Annotated in this window: 18 protein-coding genes; 7 read left to right on the top strand and 11 right to left on the bottom strand. The window is 71.2% G+C overall.

Annotation, left to right across the window (positions count from 1 at the left end; translation table 11 throughout):
* Positions 1-751 precede the first annotated feature (751 nt).
* A complete protein-coding gene (locus tag AB0I21_RS51480) occupies positions 752-2,110 on the bottom strand; it encodes an SWIM zinc finger family protein (protein WP_360572417.1) in 1,359 nt (452 codons plus the stop codon).
* Positions 2,111-2,165: 55 nt separating this feature from the next.
* Between AB0I21_RS51480 and AB0I21_RS51475 the strand changes: the two genes are divergently transcribed.
* On the top strand, positions 2,166-2,762 hold the full coding sequence (locus AB0I21_RS51475) for a DoxX family protein (protein WP_360572415.1): 597 nt from the start codon (positions 2,166-2,168) through the stop codon (positions 2,760-2,762).
* A 13-nt stretch (positions 2,763-2,775) separates the two neighbouring features.
* Here the strand turns inward: AB0I21_RS51475 and AB0I21_RS51470 are convergent, their stop codons facing one another.
* The 4 genes from AB0I21_RS51470 to moaC are packed head-to-tail and all read right to left on the bottom strand — an operon-like array spanning position 2,776 to position 5,355.
* Positions 2,776-3,198: a molybdenum cofactor biosynthesis protein MoaE gene (locus AB0I21_RS51470; protein WP_344508577.1), complete on the bottom strand. Its 423-nt coding sequence runs from the start codon at positions 3,196-3,198 to the stop codon at positions 2,776-2,778.
* Positions 3,195-4,397 carry a molybdopterin molybdotransferase MoeA gene (locus tag AB0I21_RS51465; protein WP_360572413.1) on the bottom strand — a complete coding sequence of 401 codons (1,203 nt, stop codon included), beginning with the start codon at positions 4,395-4,397 and terminating at the stop codon, positions 3,195-3,197. The genes AB0I21_RS51470 and AB0I21_RS51465 overlap by 4 nt, the downstream gene beginning before the upstream one ends.
* Positions 4,398-4,414: 17 nt before the next feature.
* Entirely contained in the window at positions 4,415-4,882 is a 468-nt protein-coding gene (locus tag AB0I21_RS51460) for a MogA/MoaB family molybdenum cofactor biosynthesis protein (RefSeq protein ID WP_354890187.1), read from the bottom strand.
* Entirely contained in the window at positions 4,879-5,355 is a 477-nt protein-coding gene (gene moaC / locus AB0I21_RS51455; protein ID WP_360572411.1) for a cyclic pyranopterin monophosphate synthase MoaC, read from the bottom strand. Before moaC ends, AB0I21_RS51460 begins: the two co-directional genes overlap by 4 nt.
* A gap of 358 nt (positions 5,356-5,713) precedes the next feature.
* Between moaC and AB0I21_RS51450 the strand changes: the two genes are divergently transcribed.
* The 3 genes from AB0I21_RS51450 (at position 5,714) to AB0I21_RS51440 (ending at position 10,192) form a co-directional block, all read left to right on the top strand.
* Positions 5,714-8,242, top strand: a complete 2,529-nt coding sequence (locus AB0I21_RS51450; protein ID WP_360572409.1) for an EAL domain-containing protein — start codon at positions 5,714-5,716, stop codon at positions 8,240-8,242.
* Positions 8,230-9,471 carry a glycosyltransferase family 87 protein gene (locus AB0I21_RS51445; protein ID WP_360572407.1) on the top strand — a complete coding sequence of 414 codons (1,242 nt, stop codon included), beginning with the start codon at positions 8,230-8,232 and terminating at the stop codon, positions 9,469-9,471. The genes AB0I21_RS51450 and AB0I21_RS51445 overlap by 13 nt, the downstream gene beginning before the upstream one ends.
* A gap of 100 nt (positions 9,472-9,571) precedes the next feature.
* The gene (locus AB0I21_RS51440; RefSeq protein WP_360572405.1) at positions 9,572-10,192 is read left to right on the top strand and encodes a phosphoribosyltransferase family protein; all 621 of its coding nucleotides are present in this window, start codon (positions 9,572-9,574) and stop codon (positions 10,190-10,192) included.
* Between the two features lie 662 nt (positions 10,193-10,854).
* On the opposite strand, the gene dnaB is transcribed toward AB0I21_RS51440, so the two are convergent.
* Complete coding sequence (gene dnaB / locus AB0I21_RS51435) at positions 10,855-13,647, bottom strand: replicative DNA helicase (protein ID WP_360572403.1); 2,793 nt, start codon at positions 13,645-13,647, stop codon at positions 10,855-10,857.
* Positions 13,648-14,137: 490 nt separating this feature from the next.
* On the opposite strand from dnaB, the gene AB0I21_RS51430 reads away from it, so the two are divergent.
* Positions 14,138-15,643, top strand: a complete 1,506-nt coding sequence (locus AB0I21_RS51430; protein WP_360572401.1) for a von Willebrand factor type A domain-containing protein — start codon at positions 14,138-14,140, stop codon at positions 15,641-15,643.
* 57 nt (positions 15,644-15,700) lie between these two features.
* Here AB0I21_RS51430 and rplI read toward each other — a convergent pair whose 3' ends face one another.
* The 5 genes from rplI to AB0I21_RS51405 form a co-directional block, all read right to left on the bottom strand.
* On the bottom strand, positions 15,701-16,150 hold the full coding sequence (rplI, locus tag AB0I21_RS51425; protein ID WP_354890196.1) for a 50S ribosomal protein L9: 450 nt from the start codon (positions 16,148-16,150) through the stop codon (positions 15,701-15,703).
* A 12-nt stretch (positions 16,151-16,162) separates the two neighbouring features.
* A complete protein-coding gene (gene rpsR, locus AB0I21_RS51420) occupies positions 16,163-16,402 on the bottom strand; it encodes a 30S ribosomal protein S18 (RefSeq protein ID WP_033359945.1) in 240 nt (79 codons plus the stop codon).
* A gap of 20 nt (positions 16,403-16,422) precedes the next feature.
* On the bottom strand, positions 16,423-16,950 hold the full coding sequence (locus tag AB0I21_RS51415; RefSeq protein ID WP_360572399.1) for a single-stranded DNA-binding protein: 528 nt from the start codon (positions 16,948-16,950) through the stop codon (positions 16,423-16,425).
* A 109-nt stretch (positions 16,951-17,059) separates the two neighbouring features.
* Complete coding sequence (gene rpsF / locus AB0I21_RS51410; protein WP_033359943.1) at positions 17,060-17,350, bottom strand: 30S ribosomal protein S6; 291 nt, start codon at positions 17,348-17,350, stop codon at positions 17,060-17,062.
* Positions 17,351-17,572: 222 nt separating this feature from the next.
* The gene (locus AB0I21_RS51405; RefSeq protein ID WP_360572397.1) at positions 17,573-18,361 is read right to left on the bottom strand and encodes a hypothetical protein; all 789 of its coding nucleotides are present in this window, start codon (positions 18,359-18,361) and stop codon (positions 17,573-17,575) included.
* A 225-nt stretch (positions 18,362-18,586) separates the two neighbouring features.
* Between AB0I21_RS51405 and AB0I21_RS51400 the strand changes: the two genes are divergently transcribed.
* Both AB0I21_RS51400 and AB0I21_RS51395 read left to right on the top strand, forming a co-directional pair.
* Positions 18,587-19,360 (top strand): deoxyribonuclease IV, encoded by a 774-nt coding sequence (locus AB0I21_RS51400; protein ID WP_360572395.1) that lies wholly within the window; start codon positions 18,587-18,589, stop codon positions 19,358-19,360.
* 290 nt (positions 19,361-19,650) lie between these two features.
* Positions 19,651-21,885 (top strand): hypothetical protein, encoded by a 2,235-nt coding sequence (locus AB0I21_RS51395; protein ID WP_360572393.1) that lies wholly within the window; start codon positions 19,651-19,653, stop codon positions 21,883-21,885.
* Positions 21,886-22,076: the final 191 nt, after the last annotated feature.

Below are 22,076 nucleotides of genomic sequence, written 5' to 3'. Positions count from 1 at the left end.
TGCTCGACCACCGTCGACCGTCGGCCCAGGGAAGCGTCCCCACCAGTCACCGATGCACATGGCTCGGGCGCGGACCGCACCTGAGCCAGCTCCGAGAAGCCCGGCGACCACACGAGACCGGCTACAGAGCTGGTGGCGAACACCGCATGCCCGGCCGCCGCGGGCCGGATGGAGGTGACGGCTCGACACGCCGGCAACGCACTCCTGGTCGCAGCGGACCTGGTGAGGGTGGAGGCCCAGCCCGTCACAGGCACGTGCCCGGCCGCCGCGGACCAGATGGAGGTGACGGCTCGGCACGCCAGGGACGCATGCCTGGTCGCAACGGCCCGGGTGAAGGTGACGGCTCGGCACGCCGGCAACGCACTCCTGGTCGAAGCGGCCCGAGTGGAGACGAACGCTCCACCCATCACAGACGCATGCCCAGCCGCCGCGGACCAGATGGAGATGACGGCTCGGCACGCCAGGGACGCATGCCTGGTCGCAGCGGCCCGGGTGGAGGTGAAAGCTCGGCCAGTCGCAGACACATGCCCAACCGCCGCAGGACGGACGGACATGACGGCTCCGCAGGCCGGCAACGCACGCCTGGTCGCGGCGGAGGCCCGGCACGTCACTGGCACATGCCCGACCGTGCCGGGCCGGGCGGAGATGACGGCTCCGCACGCCAGCAGCGCCTGCCTGGTCGCGGCGGAGCAAGTGGAAGCGGAAGCTCGGCCCGTCGCAGGCGCAGCGGAGCGGGTGGAGGCTCGGCACGTCATAGGCGGACCAGCCGGCCTTCGGACCAGGCGCCGAGGGGGCGCAGGCCGCCGGCGGACCATTCGCCGGTGACGGTGGTGGGGCGCCCGGCGGTGATGGCGAGGAGGCGCCACGGGTCGCCGGCGGCCGGGTCGAGTGGGAGCGCGGAGCCTGACGGGTCGACGAGGTGCCAGGTGCCGGCGTCGCGGGTGGGGCAGACGGCGTCGAGGGTCATCGGCCAGTAGTCGAGCCAGGGGTCCTCGGCGAGGGCGGCGGCGTGGGCGCGCAGGTTGGGCTCGATGCCGGTGGCGCCGGCGACGGTGTGCATGCGGGCGGGCGGGGCGTGGCGCTTGGCGATCAGGGCACGGGCCGGCTGGCCGCCCGGGTAGAGGCAGACGTCCGCGTCGAGCTCGGTGCCGGGGAGCAGGTCGACCGGGAGGGACTGGCCGGCGACGGCGAAGGACAGCACGAGCAGGGGGCGCAGGGTCGAGGTGCCGCGCAGCCAGGCCCGGCGGACGGTGAGCTGGTCCTCGATCTCGTCGCGGACGCCGTGGATCTGCCAGCGGTCGCGCAGCGCGGGGCCGGCGAGCACGGTCTCGGTCGCGATGGGCAGGCCGACGCGCATGCGGACGCTGGCGGCGAGGTCGTCGGGCAGGTCGGCGAGCCGCCGGTAGCCACCGACGAGCAGATGGAGGCGGGCGAGCTCGCCGAGGAGCCGCTCGGGGGAGCCGGTGACGGCCGAGGTGCGGCGCAGGATGCCGGCGGCCCCCGCGGCCTGGGCGTCGACGAGCCGGGCGGCCATCGTGTCCCAGTGCGCATAGCCGCTCTTGGCGACGCTGGCGAGCCCCGCGCGGGCCTGGTCGGCCAGCCAGCGGTCGAGCTCGTCGAGGCCCGCGGAGATCCGGTCGGCCCGGCGGGCCTGCGCCTTCTCACCGGGCAGCGCCCTGCCGCCGCCCGTGGAGCCGCCGCCGGCCGGGCCGGCACCGTCGGCCGGAGGCGCCGCCGCCGAGACGCGCCGGGAAGCGCGCGAGGACTGCCACTCCTGCACCCAGCCGGGCGCGGTGGCGTCGGTGACGCTGCCCGCGGACCAGCGCAGCAGCAGGGCGAGGGAGTGCTTGCAGGGGAACTTGCGGCTCGGGCACGTGCACTTGAACGCGGGCTCGGTCAGATCGACGGCCGTCTGGTAGGGCGTGCTGCCGCTGCCCTGGCAGAGGCCCCAGATCGTCGGTGGCAGCTCGTCGGTGGCGCTGAGCCCCGACTCCAGCCAGGCGCGGTCGCCGGCCATGCCCCGGGCCGCCCGCTGGGCGGACGCGTCAGGGGCGAGCGCCATCACCTGGTCGGTGGTCCAGACCGTCGTCTCCGCCGAAGTTTCGGTCATGCTGCGAAGCGTAGTGATGGGGTACGACATTCCTTGGCTGGGTATGAACCCGGGCATGAGACCCGTGCGCACCGCGGCCCGCTCGATGCTCGCCGCGATCTTCGTGATTCAGGGCTGGGCCGCGCTGCGTGCCCCGGCGAAGCTCGCCGACAAGGCCAGGCCGGTCACGGACCGGTTGGAGCCGGCGTTGAAGGCGGTGCACCAGAGCCTGCCGACCGACGCCGAGACGTTGGTCCGGGTGAACGGCGCCGCCCAGGTCGCCGGCGGGATCCTGCTGGCCACCGGCCGTGCGACGACCCCGGCGGCGCTGGTGCTGGCGGGGTCGCTGGTGCCGACGACGCTGGCGGGTCACGCGTTCTGGGAGGTCGAGGACCCGGTGCAGCGCAGCCAGCAGCGGATCAACTTCCTGAAGAACCTCGGCCTGGTGGGTGGCCTGATCTTCGCCGCACTGGACAACGAGGGCCGCCCCAGCATCGCCTGGCGGGCGCGCAACACCGCCGAGCGTGCCCGGCGCGAGGCCGGGTACACCGCCAAGACGGCCCGGCGTGAGGCCAGGCACGCGATCCACACGGCGCAACGCGAGGCGAGGCACGTGGTCAACGCGACCCAGCGCGACGCCCGAATTGCCCGCCTGGCCAGGAAGCTCCCGTAAGCCGGTCGAAGGCCTAAGGGCAGTTGACCCACTCCTCCTCGCCGTCGGTGAAGACCTGCCGCTTCCACACCGGCAGCCGCGCCTTCACCTCGTCGACGAGCCGTGCGCAGAGCACGAACGCGTCCGCCCGGTGCGACGTGGAGATGGCCGCGGCCAGCGCCACGTCGCCGATCTCCAGCCGCCCCACCCGGTGCGACACGGCGAGCGCGTGCACCGCGGGCTCGGCCGCGATCTCCGCCGCGATCTCCGCGAGCACGTCGCCGGCGCTGGGGTGCCCCTCGTACTCCAGCTCGACGACCCCACGCCCGCCGTCGTGGTCGCGCACCACGCCCGCGAAGGACACGACCGCTCCGGCCGCGCGGTCGGCGACCGCCTGCTCGTGCGACGTCACGTCGATCGGCTCGGCGGTCACGAGGACCGTGATTCGGTCGGTCACACCCGCTCCCCATCCAGTATCGGCAGTGGTACGAGCTGTGCCGGCGTCCCCGCGAGGCCACGCCCTCCGGGCGGGATGACGGCGAATCCGATCGAGTTGGCCAGCCCGCGAAGCATGGAAGACCCAGCGTGTGCGACCGGATAGGCCAGTCCGTCCACCGGGTCGCGGCGCACCAGGGCGAGATGGGTGAAGTCACCCCGTCCGGGGATGTCGGCGCCCAGGCTGACGGTCGCGTGCGTGGGTCGGGGTCGGCCGGCCAGTCCGGCGAGCAACGGCTGTACCAACGACACCAACGCAACGAAGGTGGACTGTGGATTGCCGGGGAGCCCCGCGACGAACTGCCCGCCGGGCAGCTGCGCCACCAGCATCGGGAATCCGGGCCGGACGGCCACCGTGTTGACGACATAGGTGGCACCGAGCTCGGCGAGCGCCGGGTGCAGGTGGTCGACGGGCCCGTGCATGGTGCCGCCGGTGGTGCAGATGACCTGCGCGCCGGCGTCGACGGCGGTCCTGAGCGCGGCGACGTGGTCCTCGAGGGTGTCGGCGACCGGGGCGCGGTGGTGGACGACCTCCGTGCCGGCGCGGCGCAACCACGAGGGCAGCGAGGGGCCGAGCGCGTCGCGGACCCGGCCGGCGCCGGGCACGCCGGCGGTCAGCAGCTCGTCGCCGAAGACCAGCAGCGCGCTGCGCGGCTTGGGGCGGCAGCGCAGCGTGTCATAGCCGCAGGCGGCCGCGAGACCGATGACGCCGGGGGTGATCGGGGTGCCGGCCGGCAGCAGCTCCTCGCCGAGGGCGGCCTCCTCGCCGATCATCCGCCAGTCGGGGATCTTGCGCGGCTCGCCGGACAGGACCCGGTCGCCGTCGACCTTGGAGTCCTCGACACGCACGACGTAGTCGGTGCCTTCGGGCACCATGCCACCGGTCGCGATCTCCACGCAGGTGCCGTCGGCCGTCAGCGGCCGCGCGACGTCGCCGGCGAGGACCCGGCCGGTGATCCGCCAGGGCGCGGCGCCGCGGACGGCCCAGCCGTCGACACTCGAGGTGGGAAACGCCGGCAGCGCGGTGAGCGTGGTCAGTGGATCGGCCAACGTGAGGCCGTCGGACTCGGCGAGGGGGACGGACACGGCGACCGAAGCGGCCGCCGAGCCGGCCTCGAACACCGCCTCGCGGGCGTCGACCCACGCGATCGGTAACGTCACGCGTCGAGCCTAGACCGTCAGTGATCGCCGCCGCGGAGCTGGTCGACGGCGTGCGCAAGGACCGGCCCGAGCACGGCGAGACCGTCCTTGGCGCCGCCCTTGGACCCGGGCAGGTTGACGATGAGGGTGCGCCCGGCGACCCCGCTGAGCCCGCGGGACAGGATCGCGGTCGGCACCTTGGCCGCGCCCGCGGCCCGGATGGCCTCCGCGATGCCGGGCACCTCGTAGTCGAGCACGCGGCGGGTCATCTCCGGGGTGGCGTCGGTGGGCGTGACGCCGGTGCCGCCGCTGGTCACGATCACGTCTGCGCCGCCGGCGACCGCGGCGCGCAGCGCCTCCTCCACGGGTGGCCCGTCGGGGACGACGACCGGGTCGCCGACGTCGCAGCCCAGCTCGCGGAGGCCGGCGACGAGGACGGGTCCGCTGGTGTCGGCGTACACGCCGGCGGAGGCCCGGTTGGACGCCACGATCACGACGGCCTTCATGCGCTGCGCTCCCACAGTCCGGTCTTGCCGCCTTCCTTGCGCAGCACCCGTACGCCTTCCAGCGAGGCCGCCGGGTCGACCGCCTTGATCATGTCGATGAGGGCGAGACCTGCGGCGGCGACCGCGGTGAGGGCCTCCATCTCGACGCCCGTGCGGTCGGCGGTCCGGGTCGTCACCGCAATATCAACCGTATCGTCACGCAGCGTAAAGTCCACGGTCACCCCATGAAGCGCGATCGGATGACATAAGGGGATGAGATCGGGCGTGCGTTTGGCGCCCATGATTCCGGCGATCCGAGCAACCGCCAATGCGTCACCCTTGGGTAACGCACCGTCGTGCAGCAACGCTATTACGTCCACCGTGGTGCGGACGGAACCAGCGGCAACCGCACGTCGGACGGTGATTTCCTTGCCGGCGACATCCACCATCCGGGCCGCACCGGACCGGTCGACGTGAGTCAGTTCGTTTGCCACGACATCACCCTAACGGCCGTCCAGTGGAGTTCGATTTGATCATGCACGCTAAGGGGGTGGGTGCGTCGATTCCGCTACACGGAGAGTAACTTTCACGTTACCAAAATATGACAAGCCGTGCCCTTCTTCGCAAACTATGAGTCGACGGACATATTGGGATGGGCAACTTGCACCCTGCACCCTAGGCTTCGTTCATCAAGCCAGGGGTTGATGAATATCAATCCCTTGTTACACGGGGACCGTTCGCCGCGATGAACGAACCTCGAAGGGGGCAGCAATGCGTATCCACGAGTGGCTCTGAAATCGGAACCGGGCTTGACAGGGACGCCCGACCATCCGTCACGATGAACAGACCGCGATGCAACGACCAATCGGTACCGACGACGCGACCAACCGGCGCCTCTGGCGTCTCGTTGGTCCCGTCGTCGTCGGTGCAGGCATCGCCGTCATTGCCGCACTTTGGCTGATCACGGACTACGGCGGCCTCGCGCTCTTCCTCCCGCTGCCGACCGTGCTCGTGCTCGGCTGCCGCTACCTGCGGATCAGCATCCGCATCCGTTCGGCCAACACCGGCTCGACACCCGTATCGGCGGTCATCATCGCCACCGCCGTGTTCCTGCCGCCGCCGTTCGTGATCCTTTCAGTGGCCATCGGCAAAATCGTCGATCAGTCGCTGAATCGCACGCACGTCCCGGTGAAGATCGGTTTCAACATCGGCAAGGAGGTCCTCGCCGGTGCCGCGGCCGCCTTCGCCTGCGCGGCGACCGGCTTCGAGCCGCTCCTGGTGCACGTCGACCGCGCCGACCCGCTCACCTCGGCGCTCTCCGCGACCGTGGTCGCCTTCCTCGCGTACACCGTCGTCGACGAGCTCGTCTCGCAGGGCCTGTTCGCCATGCTCACCGGCACGCCCTACCGGCAGCGACTGGTCGCGGACTGGAACATCCTCGCCGTCCTGCGCGTCGGCACGCTCGGCATCGCCGTCGCCACCGTCGTGCTGTACCACGTCAACCAGTGGCTCCTGTTCGTCCTGCCGCTGCTGCTGTGGTGCATCCACCTCGCCTCCGGCAACCGGATCCGCGCCCGCCAGGGCAACGAGGCCTGGCAGCGGCTCGCCGAGGCGACCGACGAGTTCAACTCCGTCGACCAGACCGCCGTCCTGCACGCCGCCGTCCGCAAGGCCGCCGCCCTCTTCTCCACCGACGAGGTCGAGGTCCAGATCCGCCCGCCGACCGGCGAGACCCGCCTCGTGCGCAGCAACGGCCGCGACATCCTCTACGACGGCACCCCCGAGGACGCACCGCCGGCGGGCGGCTTCGTGATCCCGATCAGCCTGGAGAGCTACCGCGGCGACGCCGACCTCGGCGAGCTGCGCCTGCGCTTCCGCGCACCGGTCAAGCTCACCGAGCGCGAGGGGTACACGCTGCACACGTTCGCCGCCGCGCTGTGCACCGCGATCCGCAACGCCTCCACCTTCGCCGAGACGCAGCGCCTCGCCGACAGCCACGCCCGCGCCGCCGCCCAGGACCCCCTCACCCGGCTCGCCAACCGGCGCAAGCTGCAGCAGTACGGCGACGAGGTCCTCGCACAGGGCATCGTCGGCGTCCTGCTCATCGACCTCAACCACTTCAAAGAGGTCAACGACACCCTCGGGCACTCCGCGGGCGACCGCGTCCTGACCACCGTCGGCGAGCGCCTCTCCGCCGCCGTCCGCGAAGGCGACCTCGTCGCACGGTTCGGCGGCGACGAGTTCGCCGTCATCCTCGCCAACCTCAGCGCGCCCGCCCTCGCCGAGATGCGCGCCCACGCGATCCTCGACGCCCTCGCCCCGCCCATCCACCTCGACGACATGCGCATCAGCGTCGAGGCCAGCTGCGGCGTCACGACCGCCAGCGGCGGCACCATCGGCGAGCTGCTCCGCCGCGCCGACGTCGCCCTGTACCAGGCGAAACAGGACGGCCAACGGGTCGTCGTCTACGCGCACGCCCGCGACACCGCCGACATCGGCACCCTCACCCTCGGCGGCGACCTCGCCCGCGCCGTCGCCGAAGGCCAGTTCGTCGTCAACTTCCAGCCGATCGTCGACCTCGCCACCGGCCGGGTCATCGCCGCCGAGGCGCTCACCCGCTGGCACCACCCCGACCGCGGCGACCTCGCGCCTGACCGCTTCCTGCCCGCCATCGAACGCTCCGGGCAGCTGTCCGCGTTCGCCGACGCCGTCCTCGACCAGGCCCTGATCGCCGTCTCGCAGTGGGCCGACGCCGGCCACCCCATCCCGGTCGCCGTCAACGTGTCGCCCCGCAGCCTGCTCGACCCGTCGTTCCCCGACGCCGTCGCCCGCCGCCTCGCCGCGCGCGGCGTCCAGTCCTCGTCGCTCATCATCGAGCTCACCGAGTCCGTGACGCTCAGCAAGCTCGAGGTCGTCGACGACGTGCTCGCCGCTCTGCGCGACCAGGGCATCCGCCTCGCCCTCGACGACTTCGGCACCGGCTTCTCCTCGCTGGCCACCCTCGCCCGCGTCGCCGTCGACGAGCTCAAGATCGACCGCAGCTTCGTCGCCGCCATGAACGCCTCCGCCCCCGGCGCCGTCGTCCGCTCCACCATCGACCTCGGCCGCAGCCTCGGCCTGGTCGTCGTCGCCGAAGGCATCGAACGCGAGGACCAGCGCCAGCAGCTCTGGGAGCTCGGCTGCCCCGCCGGCCAGGGCCACCTCTTCGCCCGCGCGATGCCCGCCGACCGGCTCCTCGCCGCCCTGCGCCGCGGCCACGACGGCCAGCCCGGCTGCCTCGCGCCGCCCCTGCACGACACCGACACCGTGATCCGCCTCCCGCGCAACCGCCGGTCCCGCCGCTCCGCCGCCGCCGAGCCCGGGCAAGAATGGACCCCATAGCCACCTCGCCACGCTTCTCGACGACTGACGCGGTCCTCTACGGACTGTCGGCCGCCTTCGCCCTGCTCACCGCCTTGACGTCGACCCTGCTGCCGCACCGCGCCTGGGGGGCGATCGCCTGGTGGGGCTACGCGGCGGCCCTCCTCATCACGTTCGTCGTGCTCCGCCGCCTGCTGCTCACGGCCCTGGTCTTCGTCGCCGTCACGGTCGTCCCCCTCGTCACGCAGGCCGTCCAGCGCGCCGGCGGCCGCACCGACCGCGCGCAGGAAGAGGTCTTCGTCGTCGAGCAGATGGGCCGGCGCCTCCTCGACACCGGCACGCCCTACCTCGACCGCCCCGCCATCGCCGCGCTCCCCGAGCCGGAACGGCTGCTGGGCTACTCCCCGTACCAACCCGGCATGTCGATCTTCGGCATCCCCCGCGCGCTCTTCGGCGCCCACTGGTGGACCGACGCCCGGATCTGGTTCCTCGTCGCCACCGTCGCCGTGATGCTCTGGACCCTGCGGCTGCTCGCCGACCTGGTCGCCCCGCCCGGCCTCGTCCTCGTCGCCCAGTCCGTCGCCGTCCTGCCGATCTGCGCCCTCACCCTCACCACCGGCGGCGACGACCTTCCCGTGCTCAGCCTCTGCCTGCTCGCCCTGGCCTTCACCGCCAAAGACCGCTGGCTCGCCGCCGGCATCGCGATCGGACTCGCCGGCGCGCTCAAACTCTTCGCTCTCCCTGCGGCGTTGGTACTGGTAGCGCTCGCCCTCCCGCTCCGCCGCCGCACCATGTCCTTCGCGGCCTTCGCGTTCGGCCTGCCGCTGCTGGTGATGCTGCCGGCGTTGGCGGTCGCACCCTCCGCCTTCGTCGAAAACGTCCTGCGCTTCCCCTCCGGCCACGGCCTGGTCACCAGCCCTGCCCAGTCGCCGCTGCCCGGCCAGCTCATCGCCTCGTCCGTGCCGGCCGGCCGCACGATCGCGCTGTCGCTGCTGGTCGCCGCCGGCCTCGCCATCGGCGTCTGGCTCCTGCGCCGCCCGCCCCGGACCACTGCCGCCGCTGCCCTGGTCATCGCCGTCGGCCTGACCGCGGCCATCATGCTGATCCCGTCGACCCGCTTCGGCTACCTGCTCTACCCGGCCGCCTTCGCCGCCCTCTGGTGGTCCCTGCACGCCTCGGCACCTGGCGGCCGCTGGTCGACCCCCACACCCGCCCCGGCCTCGGCGCCGTCCTCGCTCGGCAGCCCTTGACCAGTTCCTTTTCGCCGCTCTTGTACGACCATGCAGCCGCTCGCCGGCGACCTGGCCGGGACGCTGGCCGGCCTCCTCACTCCTGGCGTACACAGGAAGCATGGCCTTCAGGGACCGGAGCGAGGCCGGCGCCGCCCTCGCCGACCTGCTCACCAGCTACGCCGACCGGCCAGACGTCATCGCCCTCGGCCTGGTCCGCGGCGGGATACCCGTCGCCGCCGAGGTCGCCACGCGGCTCCGCGTCCCGCTCGACGCGCTGGTCGTGCGCAAGCTCGGCGTGCCCTGGTCACCGGAGGTCGCCTTCGGCGCCATCGGCCCCTGCGACGTGAAGGTCCTCAACCGGGAGATCCGCCTCGCCCCAGAGGAGATGGCCCCCGTCATCCGCCACGAAACCGCCGAGCTCCGCCGCCGCGACCGCGTCTTCCGCCTCGGCCGCCCCCCGCTCGACCTCACCGGCCGCGTCGCCCTCGTCATCGACGACGGCCTGGCCACCGGCGCCACGGCAGGCGCGGCCGTCGCCGTGGCCCGAGCGCTGTCCGCCGCCCGCGTCGTGCTCGCCGTCCCCGTCGGCGCCACCCAGGCCGTCCACCGCCTGCGCACCCTCGCCGACGAGGTCGTCTGCCCCGTGACCTCCGACTTCTTCGGCTCCGTCAGCCGCTTTTACGACGACTTCCGCCAGGTCCCCGACACCGAGGTCGCCCGCATCCTCAACCGCACCTGACACCCCTCCCACCGCACCAGCCCCGACACCGTCAACGCGCCCCCGGACAGCACCGGCCACGACAGTCCATCGAACGCCGGCTCAGCGCGCCAGGCGCCCCTCCCGCCGGCACCTTCAACACGCCCCGACAGGACCGGCCGCAACGATCCGTCGAACGCCAGCTCAGCGCGCCAGACGCCCTTTCCACCGACACCTTCAACACGCCCCCGACAGAACCGGCCGCAACGATCCGTCGAACACCAGCTCAACGCGCCTTCCGCCAGCCACCCGCACACGCACGCCAGACGACGCCGACCGCGAGGCCGACCGCCCTCGACCGCGGCCGGACACTCCGGACAACACTCCCGCCAACGCCCCAGGCAACTCCGGCCGCGGCGATCCGTCAAACGCCAGTTCAACGCGCCGTCCGCCAGCCACCCGCACACGCACCGTTACACCAGTACACCAGTCCGACCGCGAGGTCGACCGCAGCCCTCAACCGCGGTCGGGCGCTCCCGCTGACACCGTCAACGCGCGCATAGCCAGCCAGATGAGGCCGGCCACGGCGACTCCCCAGATGGCGGCCGAGAAGGTGCCTTCCGCACTCACGCCGCGAGCTGGCGTGACACGTCTCCCCGTCACGCGGCATCGGGACGAGGAGACATCGCCGCGGGCCTCCTCGGTCAGATCGCCATGTCGACGAAGCGGGACAGGTGCAGTTGTGCCGCCACCGTGATCGTGTCGGTCGGGCCGTTTCGGTGCTTCGCCACGATGAAGTCGGCCTCGCCCGCCCGCGGCGACTCCTTGTCGTAGTAGTCGTCGCGGTGCAGAAGGATGACGACGTCGGCGTCCTGCTCGATCGAGCCCGACTCACGCAGGTCGGACAGCTGCGGACGCTTGTCGGTGCGCTGCTCGGGTCCACGGTTCAGCTGGCTGACCGCGACCACCGGGCACTCCACCTCCTTGGCCAGCAGCTTCAGGCCACGCGACAGGTCCGCGACCTCCTGCTGCCGGCTCTCGGTCCGCTTCGGGCTCGTCATCAGCTGCAGATAGTCGACGATGATCAGCTTCAGGTCGTGCCGCTGCTTGAGCCGTCGCGCCTTGGCCCGGATCTCCATCAGGTTCATGTTCGGCGTGTCGTCGACGAACAGCGGCGCCTCGCTGATCTCGCCCATCCGCCGCGCCAGCTTGGTCCAGTCGTCGTCGGACAGCTGCCCGGACCGCAGCACGTGCAGCGGCACCCGCGCCTCGGCCGAGAGCAGTCGCATGACGATCTCGACCTTGGACATTTCCAGGCTGAAGATCGCGCTGGCCAAGTTGTGCTTCACCGACGCCGCCCGGCTGAAGTCCATCGCGGCGGTGGAGTTGTGGGTCGGGATCATCGCGCGCCCGGCCAGATACATGTGGTCGTCGTTGTCGACCTGCACACAGCGGACCGGAACGCTCGCCACCGGCCGGACGTCGACGATGTACCGAGAATCAGTCCTCGACGTGCTCGCGGTCCGCCGTCGTGACTGATGCGCCGAGCGCTTCCGACCCAACCGGAACAGGTCGTCGGCCGTGCTGAAGGTCAGGGTGTAGGCGATCGAGCTCGCCGGCGTCCGGCCCCGAACCGATCTCGTCGTCATGGTGCACCGGTAGCCGAGGCTGACCACCAGCTCCTGGACATCGCCGGCAAGCCGGGCCGAGGTCGACGTGAACTGTGCATTGCCCGTGGCCGTCACGGTGCCGTCGGTGTCCAGCAGACCAGCGAGGAGCGCGCGTCGCTGCTGCTCCGACCCGCGCAGATACTCCGACGGAACGTGCTTGTTGTTGAGGACACCGAGCTGCCGGAGGCTGTGGACCAGCGCTGGACCGTGATCGCCCGCCCGGCCGATGCCATACAGCATCCGATGTGCCGAGCTCGGCCTGATCTTGAACCCGTCGGCTGCGATGTTGCCGACGATCTCCGGATCATCGGTGGTGATTCGACCGGCGGCGGAATGGCCGTCGCCGAGCCACGCGCCGAGCGTGTAGGGCGGCACCGGCAGGTCCCTGTCAGGAAGCCGCAACGGCATGCAGTTCTCAACGGCGTGGTTGAGGCGACCGTCCATCGAACACCGGAGGGTGTCGGCGATGTCCTGGGTGGTCACGACCCCGTCGTGCCTGACCTTCGTCTCGGCGTTCATGGTCCTGTTGACCCGCCGGTGCAGCGTCGTCAGCAGCGCGTGCTTGGAATATGCCTGAATGGAACGACGCCACGGCTTGCCGGCACGCTGATATTCGCGCACGACGTCGGCCGACGTGCCGACCTCGCTGCCCACGACATGCAGCACATGCCGGAACCGAGGTCCGACCAGTTCGACCGCCTCGCCGAAGGTCGGCAACGAATCGGGGCCGGCCATCGCACTGGCGAAGACCGCGCCCACCTCGGCCCGAGCGGCTTCCGGCCATTGCGGCGTCTGCGCAGCTTCAGCATGCTGGCGACGTGCCGCTCTCGTGGTGGTCTTCCAGAGGTGCTCCGCATCGGCGACGATCACGCTGCCGTCGGAGAACTCCACCTCGAAGCACGGACGGCCGTGCAGGACCTCGAACGCGTTGACGATCGTGGTCGGCCGGCCGTCGGCACCCAGCAGCTGGTCGCCGGCCTTGACCTCCCCCATCGTCGTCCAGCCGTCGGGCGTCGGCAGGGGAGTGTCGAGCGCCAGCGCCTTTCCGAGGCCGGGGCGGCCGGCGACGATGATGAGCTGGCCGGGGTGCAGGCCGTTGAGCAGGCGGTCGAGGTCTTGGAAGCCGGTGGGGACGCCGGTCATGACGCCGCCCTGGGCGCCGACGGCTTCGATCTCGTCGAGGGTGGGCTGGAGCACCTCGGCGAGGACGGCGAAGTCCTCGCTGACGCGCTTCTCGGTGACGTCGTAGATGGCCTGCTGGGCCAGGTCGACGACGTCGTCGACGTCGCGGCCGCCGGGGCCGGCGGAGCCGTAGCCGAGCTGGACGATGCGGGTGCCGGCCTCGATGACGCGGCGCAGGACGGCGCGCTCGGCGACGATGCGGGCGTAGTAGGAGGCGTTGGCGGCGGTGGGCACGGCCGCCATGAGGGTGTGGAGGTATGCGGCGCCGCCGACCTTGGCGATCTCGCCCGCGTCGGTCAGGGCCGCGGCGACGGTGACGGCGTCGGCGGGCTCGCCGCGGCCATACAGGTCGAGGATCGCGTCGAAGACGACGGTGTGGTTGGGCCGGTAGAAGTCGTGGGACTTGAGGATCTCGACGACGTCGGCGATGGCGTCCTTGGACAGCAACATGCCGCCGAGGACGCTCTGCTCGGCGGCGACGTCCTGCGGCGGGGTGCGCTCGAAGGTCTCGGCGCCGCCGGAGGGTCGCTCAGATCCCTGGTCCTGGTCCTTGGGCGGTCGCCGGCGCGACTCGGCCGGGGTCGCGTCGTCCCATGGATCGCTTCGCCTGTCTTCGGTGATCGACACTCGCCCCTCCAACGTCATACCCCCACGCATCAGTAGACCTCGCGGGTATGACAAAACCTCGCGGCGCGCCTCGGAAGACGTGGAGCGCCCCGCGCAACGGTATGGAGCGACTGGCGTTCGTCAAAACTAGCCGGTGGACAACCCTGCGGACAACCTGTGGACCGTCATCCACAAACGGGGGATCAGCTGTGCACAGGCCTGTGGAAAACTTCGCCGCCAGGATCCTCAAACAGGCTCTGAGCTGGGCGTACACAATCCACAGCCTGTGTGTGAAAAATAGTCGCCCCGATCGAGTGACGTGGCCGCCGACTGGACGGATGATGGCGGCTGCTCTACCGGAGGGTGACGCCGGACGCAGTGCCAAGCGGATCGGTTCCCTTCGACGGGTCACAGCATCCTTGCGAGCCGATCACCGATGCTCACGCTTGGGTCTCTGTCCGGTTACGCTCGGAGCCGCTCGGAGGTGGGTCGTCGTCTGACTGGCCAAACACCTTTCAGGGAGGCTTCCATGGTCAGTCAGTTCCGCGCCGCCGCCGTGGCCGTGATCGCCGCGTTGTGCCTGACGGCGTGCGGTGCAGACGGGAAGAGCGACAGCGCCAGCTACGAGAAGGCCCCGGCGGGGACGATGAACCCGCAGGGCGGCCAGCCCGGTCCGGCGATCACCGGCGGCGCGGGCGACGAGGCGCCCGGCGAGCAGGCGGCGTCGAGCCAGCCGGTGTCGACGTTCGCGGTCGACGTGGACACCGCGTCCTACGGCTACGCGAAGCGCCAGCTGCTGGCGGGGCAGCGTCCGGCGGCGGGCACGATCCGGCCCGAGGAGTTCGTGAATTCGTTCCAGCAGGGGTACCGGCAGCCGTCCGGCGACGGGTTCGCGGTTGCCACGGACGGCACCCGGCTGCCGAAGACGCACGGTAACTCCGGTGACACGGCCCGGTTGCTGCGGGTGGGGCTGCAGACGAGAGCCGAGCCGGAGGGGCAACGCCTCGACGCGTCGTTGACGTTCGTCGTGGACGTGTCCGGTTCGATGGCTGAGCCGGGCAAGCTCGACCTGGTCAAGAGCGGGCTGCACACGCTGGTGGACCAGTTGCGCACCACGGACTCGGTGGCGCTGGTCGCCTACTCCGACGACGCGGACGTGCTGCGACAGATGACGCCGGTCCGGGACCGCTCGGCGCTGCACGGGGCGATCGACCGGCTGCGGGTGGCGGGCAGCACGAACCTGCAGTCGGGGCTGCGGCTCGGCTACGAGACGGCGCGCAAGAGCTTCCGGGAGGGTGCGACCAACCGGGTCATCCTGCTCTCCGACGGTCTTCCGAACGTCGGCACGACGAGCGCCGCGCCCCTGGTCCGCGAGGTGCAGGAGGCGGCGGCGAAGCAGATCACGATGATGGGCGTCGGCGTCGGCAGCGACTACGGCGACAAGTTCATGGAGGAGCTCGCCGACAAGGGCGACGGCTATGTCGTCTACGTCAGCAGCACCGCCGAGGCGAACAAGGTCTTCGTGGAGCAGCTCCCGGCGACGTTGTCGGTGCGGGCGCTGGACGCGAAGGCGCAGGTCGAGTTCGATCCGGCGGCGGTCGTGTCGTACCGGCTGATCGGCTACGAGAACCGCACCCTCTCGGCGTCGGCGTTCCGCAACGACCGGGTCGACGGTGGCGAGGTCGGCCCCGGTCATGCGGTGACGGCGCTGTACGCGCTGCATCTCCGCGAGGGTGCGGAGGGGCACCTGGCGGACGTGCGGGTGCGCTGGCAGGACCCGCGGACGCGGGAGCCCAGCGAGCAGAACGTGTCGGTGACGGTGGCGTCCCTGGACCGTGCGTTCACGGAGGCGGGGCCGCGGCTGCAGGTCTGCTACACGGCGGCCTACTTCGCCGAGGTGCTGCGGTCCAGCCAGTACGCCGGGGAGGTCCGGCTCGACGACCTGCTGCGGCTCGCCGAGGGCCTGTCCGAGGGGGACAAGCAGGTCGCGGAGCTCGCCGAGGTGATCCGGGCGGCGACGAAGCTCTACCGGTAGGGGGACAGCGAAGGGGCCCGTCCTGCCGGACGGGCCCCTTCGTGTTGCCGCGTGGTGTTACTTGGCGGCCGTGACCTTCAGCGTGAAGCTGGCGGCGACCTCGGGGTGCAGCTTGATCTGCACCTTGTAGTCACCGACCGACTTCACGTGGCCGGGCAGCTCGAGGCGACGCTTGTCGAGGGCCGGACCGCCGGCCTTCTGGACGGCGTCGACGACCTCGGCCGGGGTGACCGAGCCGTAGAGGCGGCCGCCTTCGCCGGCGCGGACGGCCAGCTTGACGGTCAGGTTCTCCAGCTGGGCCTTGACCTCGTTGGCGTGGCCCAGGTCGCGGATCTCGCGAGCCCCACGGGCGCGCTTGATGGTCGCGATCTGCTTCTCGCCACCCTTGGTCCACGGGATCGCGTAGCCCTGCGGGAGCAGGTAGTTACGCCCGTAGCCGTCCTTGACCTCAACCACGTCGCCGGGGGTCCCGAGACCGGAGACCTCCTGCTTCAGGATGATCTTCATGTCAGCCTCCCCTTATCGCGCAGTCGCGGTGTAGGGGAGCAGCGCCATCTCGCGCGCGTTCTTGACGGCACGCGCGATCTGCCGCTGCTGCTGAGCGGTCACGCCGGTCACCCGCCGAGCGCGGATCTTGCCGCGGTCGGAGATGAACTTCCGCAGCAGCGCGGTGTCCTTGTAGTCGATGTAGGCGATGCCCTCCTTGTCGAGAGGGTTCACCTTCTTCTTCGGTTTGCGCAGGGCCGCAGCCTTCGCCATTGCTCTTGCTCCTGATGCCATTAGAACGGGGGCTCGTCGTCGAAGGATGAATTCGACCTGCCGCCACCACTGGAGGCGTTCGCCGGCGCCGCGCTGGCCCACGGGTCATCGCTGAACCCGCCGCCACCGCTGTTGCCGCCGCCACCACCAGAAGCGCCGAAGCCGCCACTGCCACCGGAGCGCTGCATCTTCTGCACCTTGGCAGTCGCGTTGCGCAGCGAGGGGCCGATCTCGTCGACCTCAAGCTCGATGACGGTGCGCTTCTCGCCCTCGCGAGTCTCGTAACTCCGCTGCTTCAGGCGACCGGAGACGATCACGCGGGTTCCACGCTGCAGCGACTCGGCGACGTTCTCAGCCGCCTGGCGCCACACCGTGCAGGACAGGAACAGCGATTCGCCGTCCTTCCACTCGTTGGTGTTCTTGTCCAGGAACCGGGGCGTGGATGCCACCCGGAACTTGGCCACAGCCGCACCAGACGGAGTGAAGCGCAACTCGGGGTCGTCGGTCAGGTTGCCGATGACCGTGATCGTGGTGTCTCCTGCTGCCATATCGAGTCAACTCCTCGCGCACTGGGGTATGGCCCACCTTGTCACAGGGGTATGACAATTCCCGGTGACGTGTGGCGGGCGAAGCAGGTCGATCTCGCCCGGGATCCGCTTAGCGGACCTCGGGCCGGATGACCTTGGTGCGCAGCACGGACTCGTTGAGCCGCAGCTGACGGTCCAGCTCTGCCACCGACTCCGGCGATGCCTGGAGGTCGATGACGGCGTAGATGCCCTCGGTCTTCTTGTTGATCTCGTACGAGAGGCGCCGGCGGCCCCACACGTCGAGCTTCTCCACCGAGCCACCCGACGTCCGGATCACGTTCAGATACGTGTCGAGCGACGGTGCGACGGTGCGCTCCTCGAGACTTCCATCGAGGATCACCATGATTTCGTAATGACGCAAGACGTTCTCACCTCCTACGGGCTAAGCGGCCGCGGTCCATCCGCGGCAGGAGGTCGTGCGTCGTCTGCCGTCCGATGGACGGCAGACCGAGCAAGAGTACACGGTGCGTGTACACAGAAAGACCGCGGGGCGCGTCATCCGCTTCTCTGGGTGGGACCTGGGGAGGAACGACCACACCGGTGCGTTGGATGACGGCGCCCCGCGGAGCTACCTAATTGTACCTTACGCGTAGCTAGCGCGTGATGACCGCTGCGCAATAATAGCCCGAATTGCGGCGATTCCAACACCGACCACGCAGACCGTCGCGACAAGCGCCAGCAGACCCGTCGGGGCGTTGGTGGCCGGGCCGGTCGCGGCGACGGGCTGCTCCACGTATACCCGCTCGTCCGTCGACGCACTCGGGTTCGCGGCGGCAGCCGGCGCGGGCGACGCGGTCGCGTCCGGGCCGAGCAGCGACGGGTCGACCGGCTCGGTGCCCTCACCGGTGGAGCTCGAGGCGTTCGTCGACGGCTTCCGGGTCGAGCGTGTGCCCGTGATGGCCTTGTTCGCCGCGTCGGCGGCGGCACCGGCCGGGCCTTCGGAGGAGGACGGCCGGCCGGCCTGACCACCCTGGCCCGCGCCGGGGTTGGCGGCGGGCGCGACGGGCGGCGCGGTGACCCCGACGGAGACCTCCTTGAACTGTTCGACCACGCCGACGCCGCAGGAGAAGGTCATGGCGACGTTGACCGGGCCCTTCTTGAAGACGACCGGCACCGCCTGGTTGGGCTGCACCGTCGAGACCGGCTTGCCGTCGACCTTGAGGGTCGCGCCCTGGCCGAGCCGGTTGACGAAGTTGATCCGCGACTCGGCGGGCACCGAGACGCTGCCGGTGCTGGGCTCCGACTTGCACACCAGCAGGCTCAACACGCTCCCGCCGCTGAACTCGACGGTCGGGGTGGAGGGTGCGGCGTGCACGGGGCTGGCGCCCACGGTCAGGGCCGCGGCGAACAGCGCGGCGGCGGCTGCCGCCACGCGGAGTGCCGGTCGGTGTCCAGACAAGGTAGCCATCCAGGGTTGAGGATTGATCAGATGCGGTTCCATCGAGGTCGCGCGATCACGGGCGACCTAGTTGCGTAACGACGCGGCCGACAGGACGGTGACGGAACCCTGCTATTCCGGACCCTTCGGTCGGGTTGCCACCGAGGCCGGGCCCCGGGGTCGCGCAAACTGTCGGTCCCACGTCGTAGGCTCTGCGGCATGCGAATCGGTGCTCACGTCGACCCCGCGGAGCCACTGGCCGAGGCCGCGGCGCGCGGCGCTGACCTGGTCCAGTTCTTCCTGACCGACCCGCAGGCCTGGATCGATCCCAAAGACCGCCCCGACGCCGAGGCACTCATCGCCTCCGACGTCGACGTCTACATCCACGCGCCCTATCGGATCAACGTCGCGTCGTCCAACAACAGAATCCGCATCCCCAGCCGCAAGCTGCTCTTCCGCCACGCGTCGGCGGCGGCGAAGGTCGGGGCCAAGGGGCTGATCGTGCACGGCGGGCACGTCGAGAAGGCGGAAGGGCGCGACGCCGGGTTCGACAACTGGCGGAAGACGTTCGCGTTCGCGGCTGAGGAGGGCGGCTTCGCCACCCCGATCCTGATCGAGAACACCGCCGGCGGCGACAACGCCTGCGCCCGGCGCTTCGACGCGCTGGCCCGGCTGTGGGACGCGATCGGCGAGTATGAGGTCGGGTTCTGCCTGGACACCTGCCACGCCCACGCGGGCGGCGAGGACCTGCTCGACATCGTCGACCGGGTCAAGGCGATCACCGGCCGGATCGACCTCATCCACGCCAACAACTCCCGCGACGGCTTCGACTCCGGCCGCGACCGGCACGACAACCTCACTGCCGGCGAGATCGACCCCGAGCTGATCGTCTCGGTGATCCGGTCCGCCGGCGCGCCGGCGCTGGTCGAGACGCCCGGTGGCACTGAGGGGCAGACCGCCGACATCACCTACCTGCGGGAGCGGCTGGCGTGAGCAACGTGTCCGAGACCGAGAAGGACCCGGAAACGGGACCCTCGGCCGCCGAGCCCGGGGACCCGGGGGCCTTGACCTCGAGGGAGCCCGCGCCGGGCAACGGCAAGCCAGCAGCGGCGGACACGCCGCCCGCGGCCGCCGGCGCCGCGACCGGCACCGCAGCGTCGGCAGCCGACGCGCCGGCGGAAGACGCCACAACCGCGGCAGACGATGCGGAGGCGGAAGACGCCACAGCCGCAGCAAGCGATGTGGCGGCGGGAGGCGCGAAGGCTGCAGCGGGCGATGCGGGGGTGGGAGGCGCGAAGTCCGCAGCGGACGATGCGGGGGCGGGAGGCGGGAAGTCCGCAGCGGGCGGCGCCAAGCAGGCGGCGCGCGGCGCCAGGGCGGCCAACGGCAAAGCGAAGACCGGCGGTGCGACCCAGGCGTCCGGCGACACGAAGCAATCGGCGGCCGGCGCGGAAGGCGGCGCCGCACAGGGCGACCCGACCACCGCTGAAGCGCGCAACGCCGAGGATGGCGCCGCGAAGGCCGAGGCCGACACGGCCGCTGGAGAATCCGGCAGCGCAAAGGACGGCGCGGCGAAGGCCGGGAGCGCCACGGCCACCGGCGCCAAGGATGGTGCGGCGAAGGCCGGGGCCGAGACGACCGCTGGAGAAACGGGCAAGGCGGACGGCGCCGCCGCTCAGGGCGGTGAGCGGGTCAGTCTCGTCAAGGCGGACCCGTTCGGATCGTTCGCGCCCGTCCCCGACCAGGAGCCCGGCAAGGCCCGCAGGGTGGCGGCGCGCATCGGCAACGCGGTCGGGGAGTTCCTCGGGCACGAGTGGACGATGGCGGCCGTGGGCTCGGTGCTGCTCGCCGCCGTCATGACCTGGCCGACGCTGCGGGAGCCGGGCACGACGATCCCGCAGGACACCGCCGACCCGACGCTGCAGGCCTGGCAGATGTCGTGGGCCGGGCACATCCTCACCACCAACCCGGCGCAGCTGTGGAACGCCAACGCGTTCTTCCCCTCGAACTACAGCTACGCGTTCTCGGACACGCTGCTCGGCTATGCGCCCGCCGGCATGCTCGGCAGCGGGCCGGTGGCGGCGCTCGTCCGGTACAACATCATGTACGTCCTCATCTTCGCCCTGGCGTTCTTCGGGGCGTACGTGCTGGCCCGGCAGCTGGGTGCGCGGCCGACCGGTGCGGTGGTGGCCGGTGCCGCGTTCGCCTACGCGCCGTACCGGCTGGGGCAGGCGGGCCACCTGCACGTGCTGTCGATCGGCGGGATCGCGCTGGCGCTGGCCATGCTCGCCCGCGGCCACGGGTTCTCGCTGCGCGACGGCTACCAGCCGGACAAGCGGCGATGGGGCTGGGTCCTCGCGGGCTGGCTCGTCGCCTCATGGCAGATCAGCCTGGGCTTCGGCATCGGCATCCCGTTCGTGTACGCACTGCTGCTGGCCGTGCTCGCCACGGCGGTCTCCTGGGGCTACCGGCACGTGCGCAAGTGGGGCGTGACGCGCCCGTTCGGCTGGAAGCTGTTCTTCGCCAACCTCGGCGGCGGGGCGATCTTCGCGGCGGTCGGCGGACTCATGGCGTACCCGTACCTGCAGGTGCTGAAGGAATACCCGTATGCGCGGCGCAGCGAGGAGCTCGTCGGGCTGTTCTCGCCGCCGCTGAAGGGGTTCTTCATCGCGCCGCCGGAGTCGTGGCTGTGGGGTGAGGCGTATGCCGACGCCCGCGGCACGCTGACCTGGGCGCCGGAGATGGCGCTGCTGCCGGGCTTCTTCCTGTACGGCCTGGCGTTCGCCGGACTGTTCGTCTCCACCTGGCGGCTCAAGCACCGCGTCTGGATGCTGGTCGGCGTCCTCGGCACGGTGGCGCTCGCGATGGGGACGCACGGCCCCGGCAAGGGCGAGTTCGGCTACCTGGCGCTGTACCGGGCGCTGCCGGGCTTCGACGGCATCCGCACGTCGGGGCGTCTGGTGGTGTGGACGACGCTGTTCCTGGGGCTGCTCGCGGCGGGAGCGGTGAGCGCGTTCGCGGAGCGGGCGGTGGAGCTGTTCGCCGACCGGACCCAGTCGGAGCCGGGTGACCGGGCCGGGTTCCTGCCGCGGCTGGCGACCCTGATCCCCGTCATGCTGGTGCTGTTCGAGGGCGCTCACGACACGCCGCACCCGGTGGTGCCCACCACACCGATCGCGATGAGCTCGGTGCAGGGGCCGCTGATGGTGCTGCCCAGCCACGAGCTCTTCGACATGAACGTCATGCTGTGGAGCACCGACGGGTTTCCGAAGATCGTCAACGGCGGCAGCGGCTTCACGCCGATGGACCAGCAGGAGTTGCGGCAGACGATGCAGCAGTTCCCCGACGAGCAGACGGTGGCACTGCTGCGTGAGCGGCACATCCGCACGGTCGTCGTGGTGCGCAGCCAGGCCCTCGGCAGCGCGTATGAGCGCGCCATCGACGCACCGATCGACGGGCTCGGCCTGACCCGCACGGAGCAGGGCGACGTCGTGCTCTACAAGGTCGAAGACAGCTGATGCCCGGCGGCACAGACCAAGGGAACGGGGCCGCGACGACGGGGCAGGCGGCCGGACACGAGCCGCTCACGCGCTGAAGCGCCCGGACCGGAAGCACCCGGACCGGAAGCACCCGGACCGGAAGCACCCGGACCGGAAGCACCCGGACCGGAAGCACCCGGACCGGAAGCACCCGGACCGGAAGCACCCGG

This window comes from Dactylosporangium sp. NPDC050588, assembly GCF_040654975.1.
In the GTDB taxonomy this organism is placed as follows: domain Bacteria; phylum Actinomycetota; class Actinomycetes; order Mycobacteriales; family Micromonosporaceae; genus Dactylosporangium; species Dactylosporangium maewongense.
The sequence above is the reverse complement of the archived record's forward strand: the minus strand, read 5'-3'. Positions and strand labels throughout refer to the sequence as shown.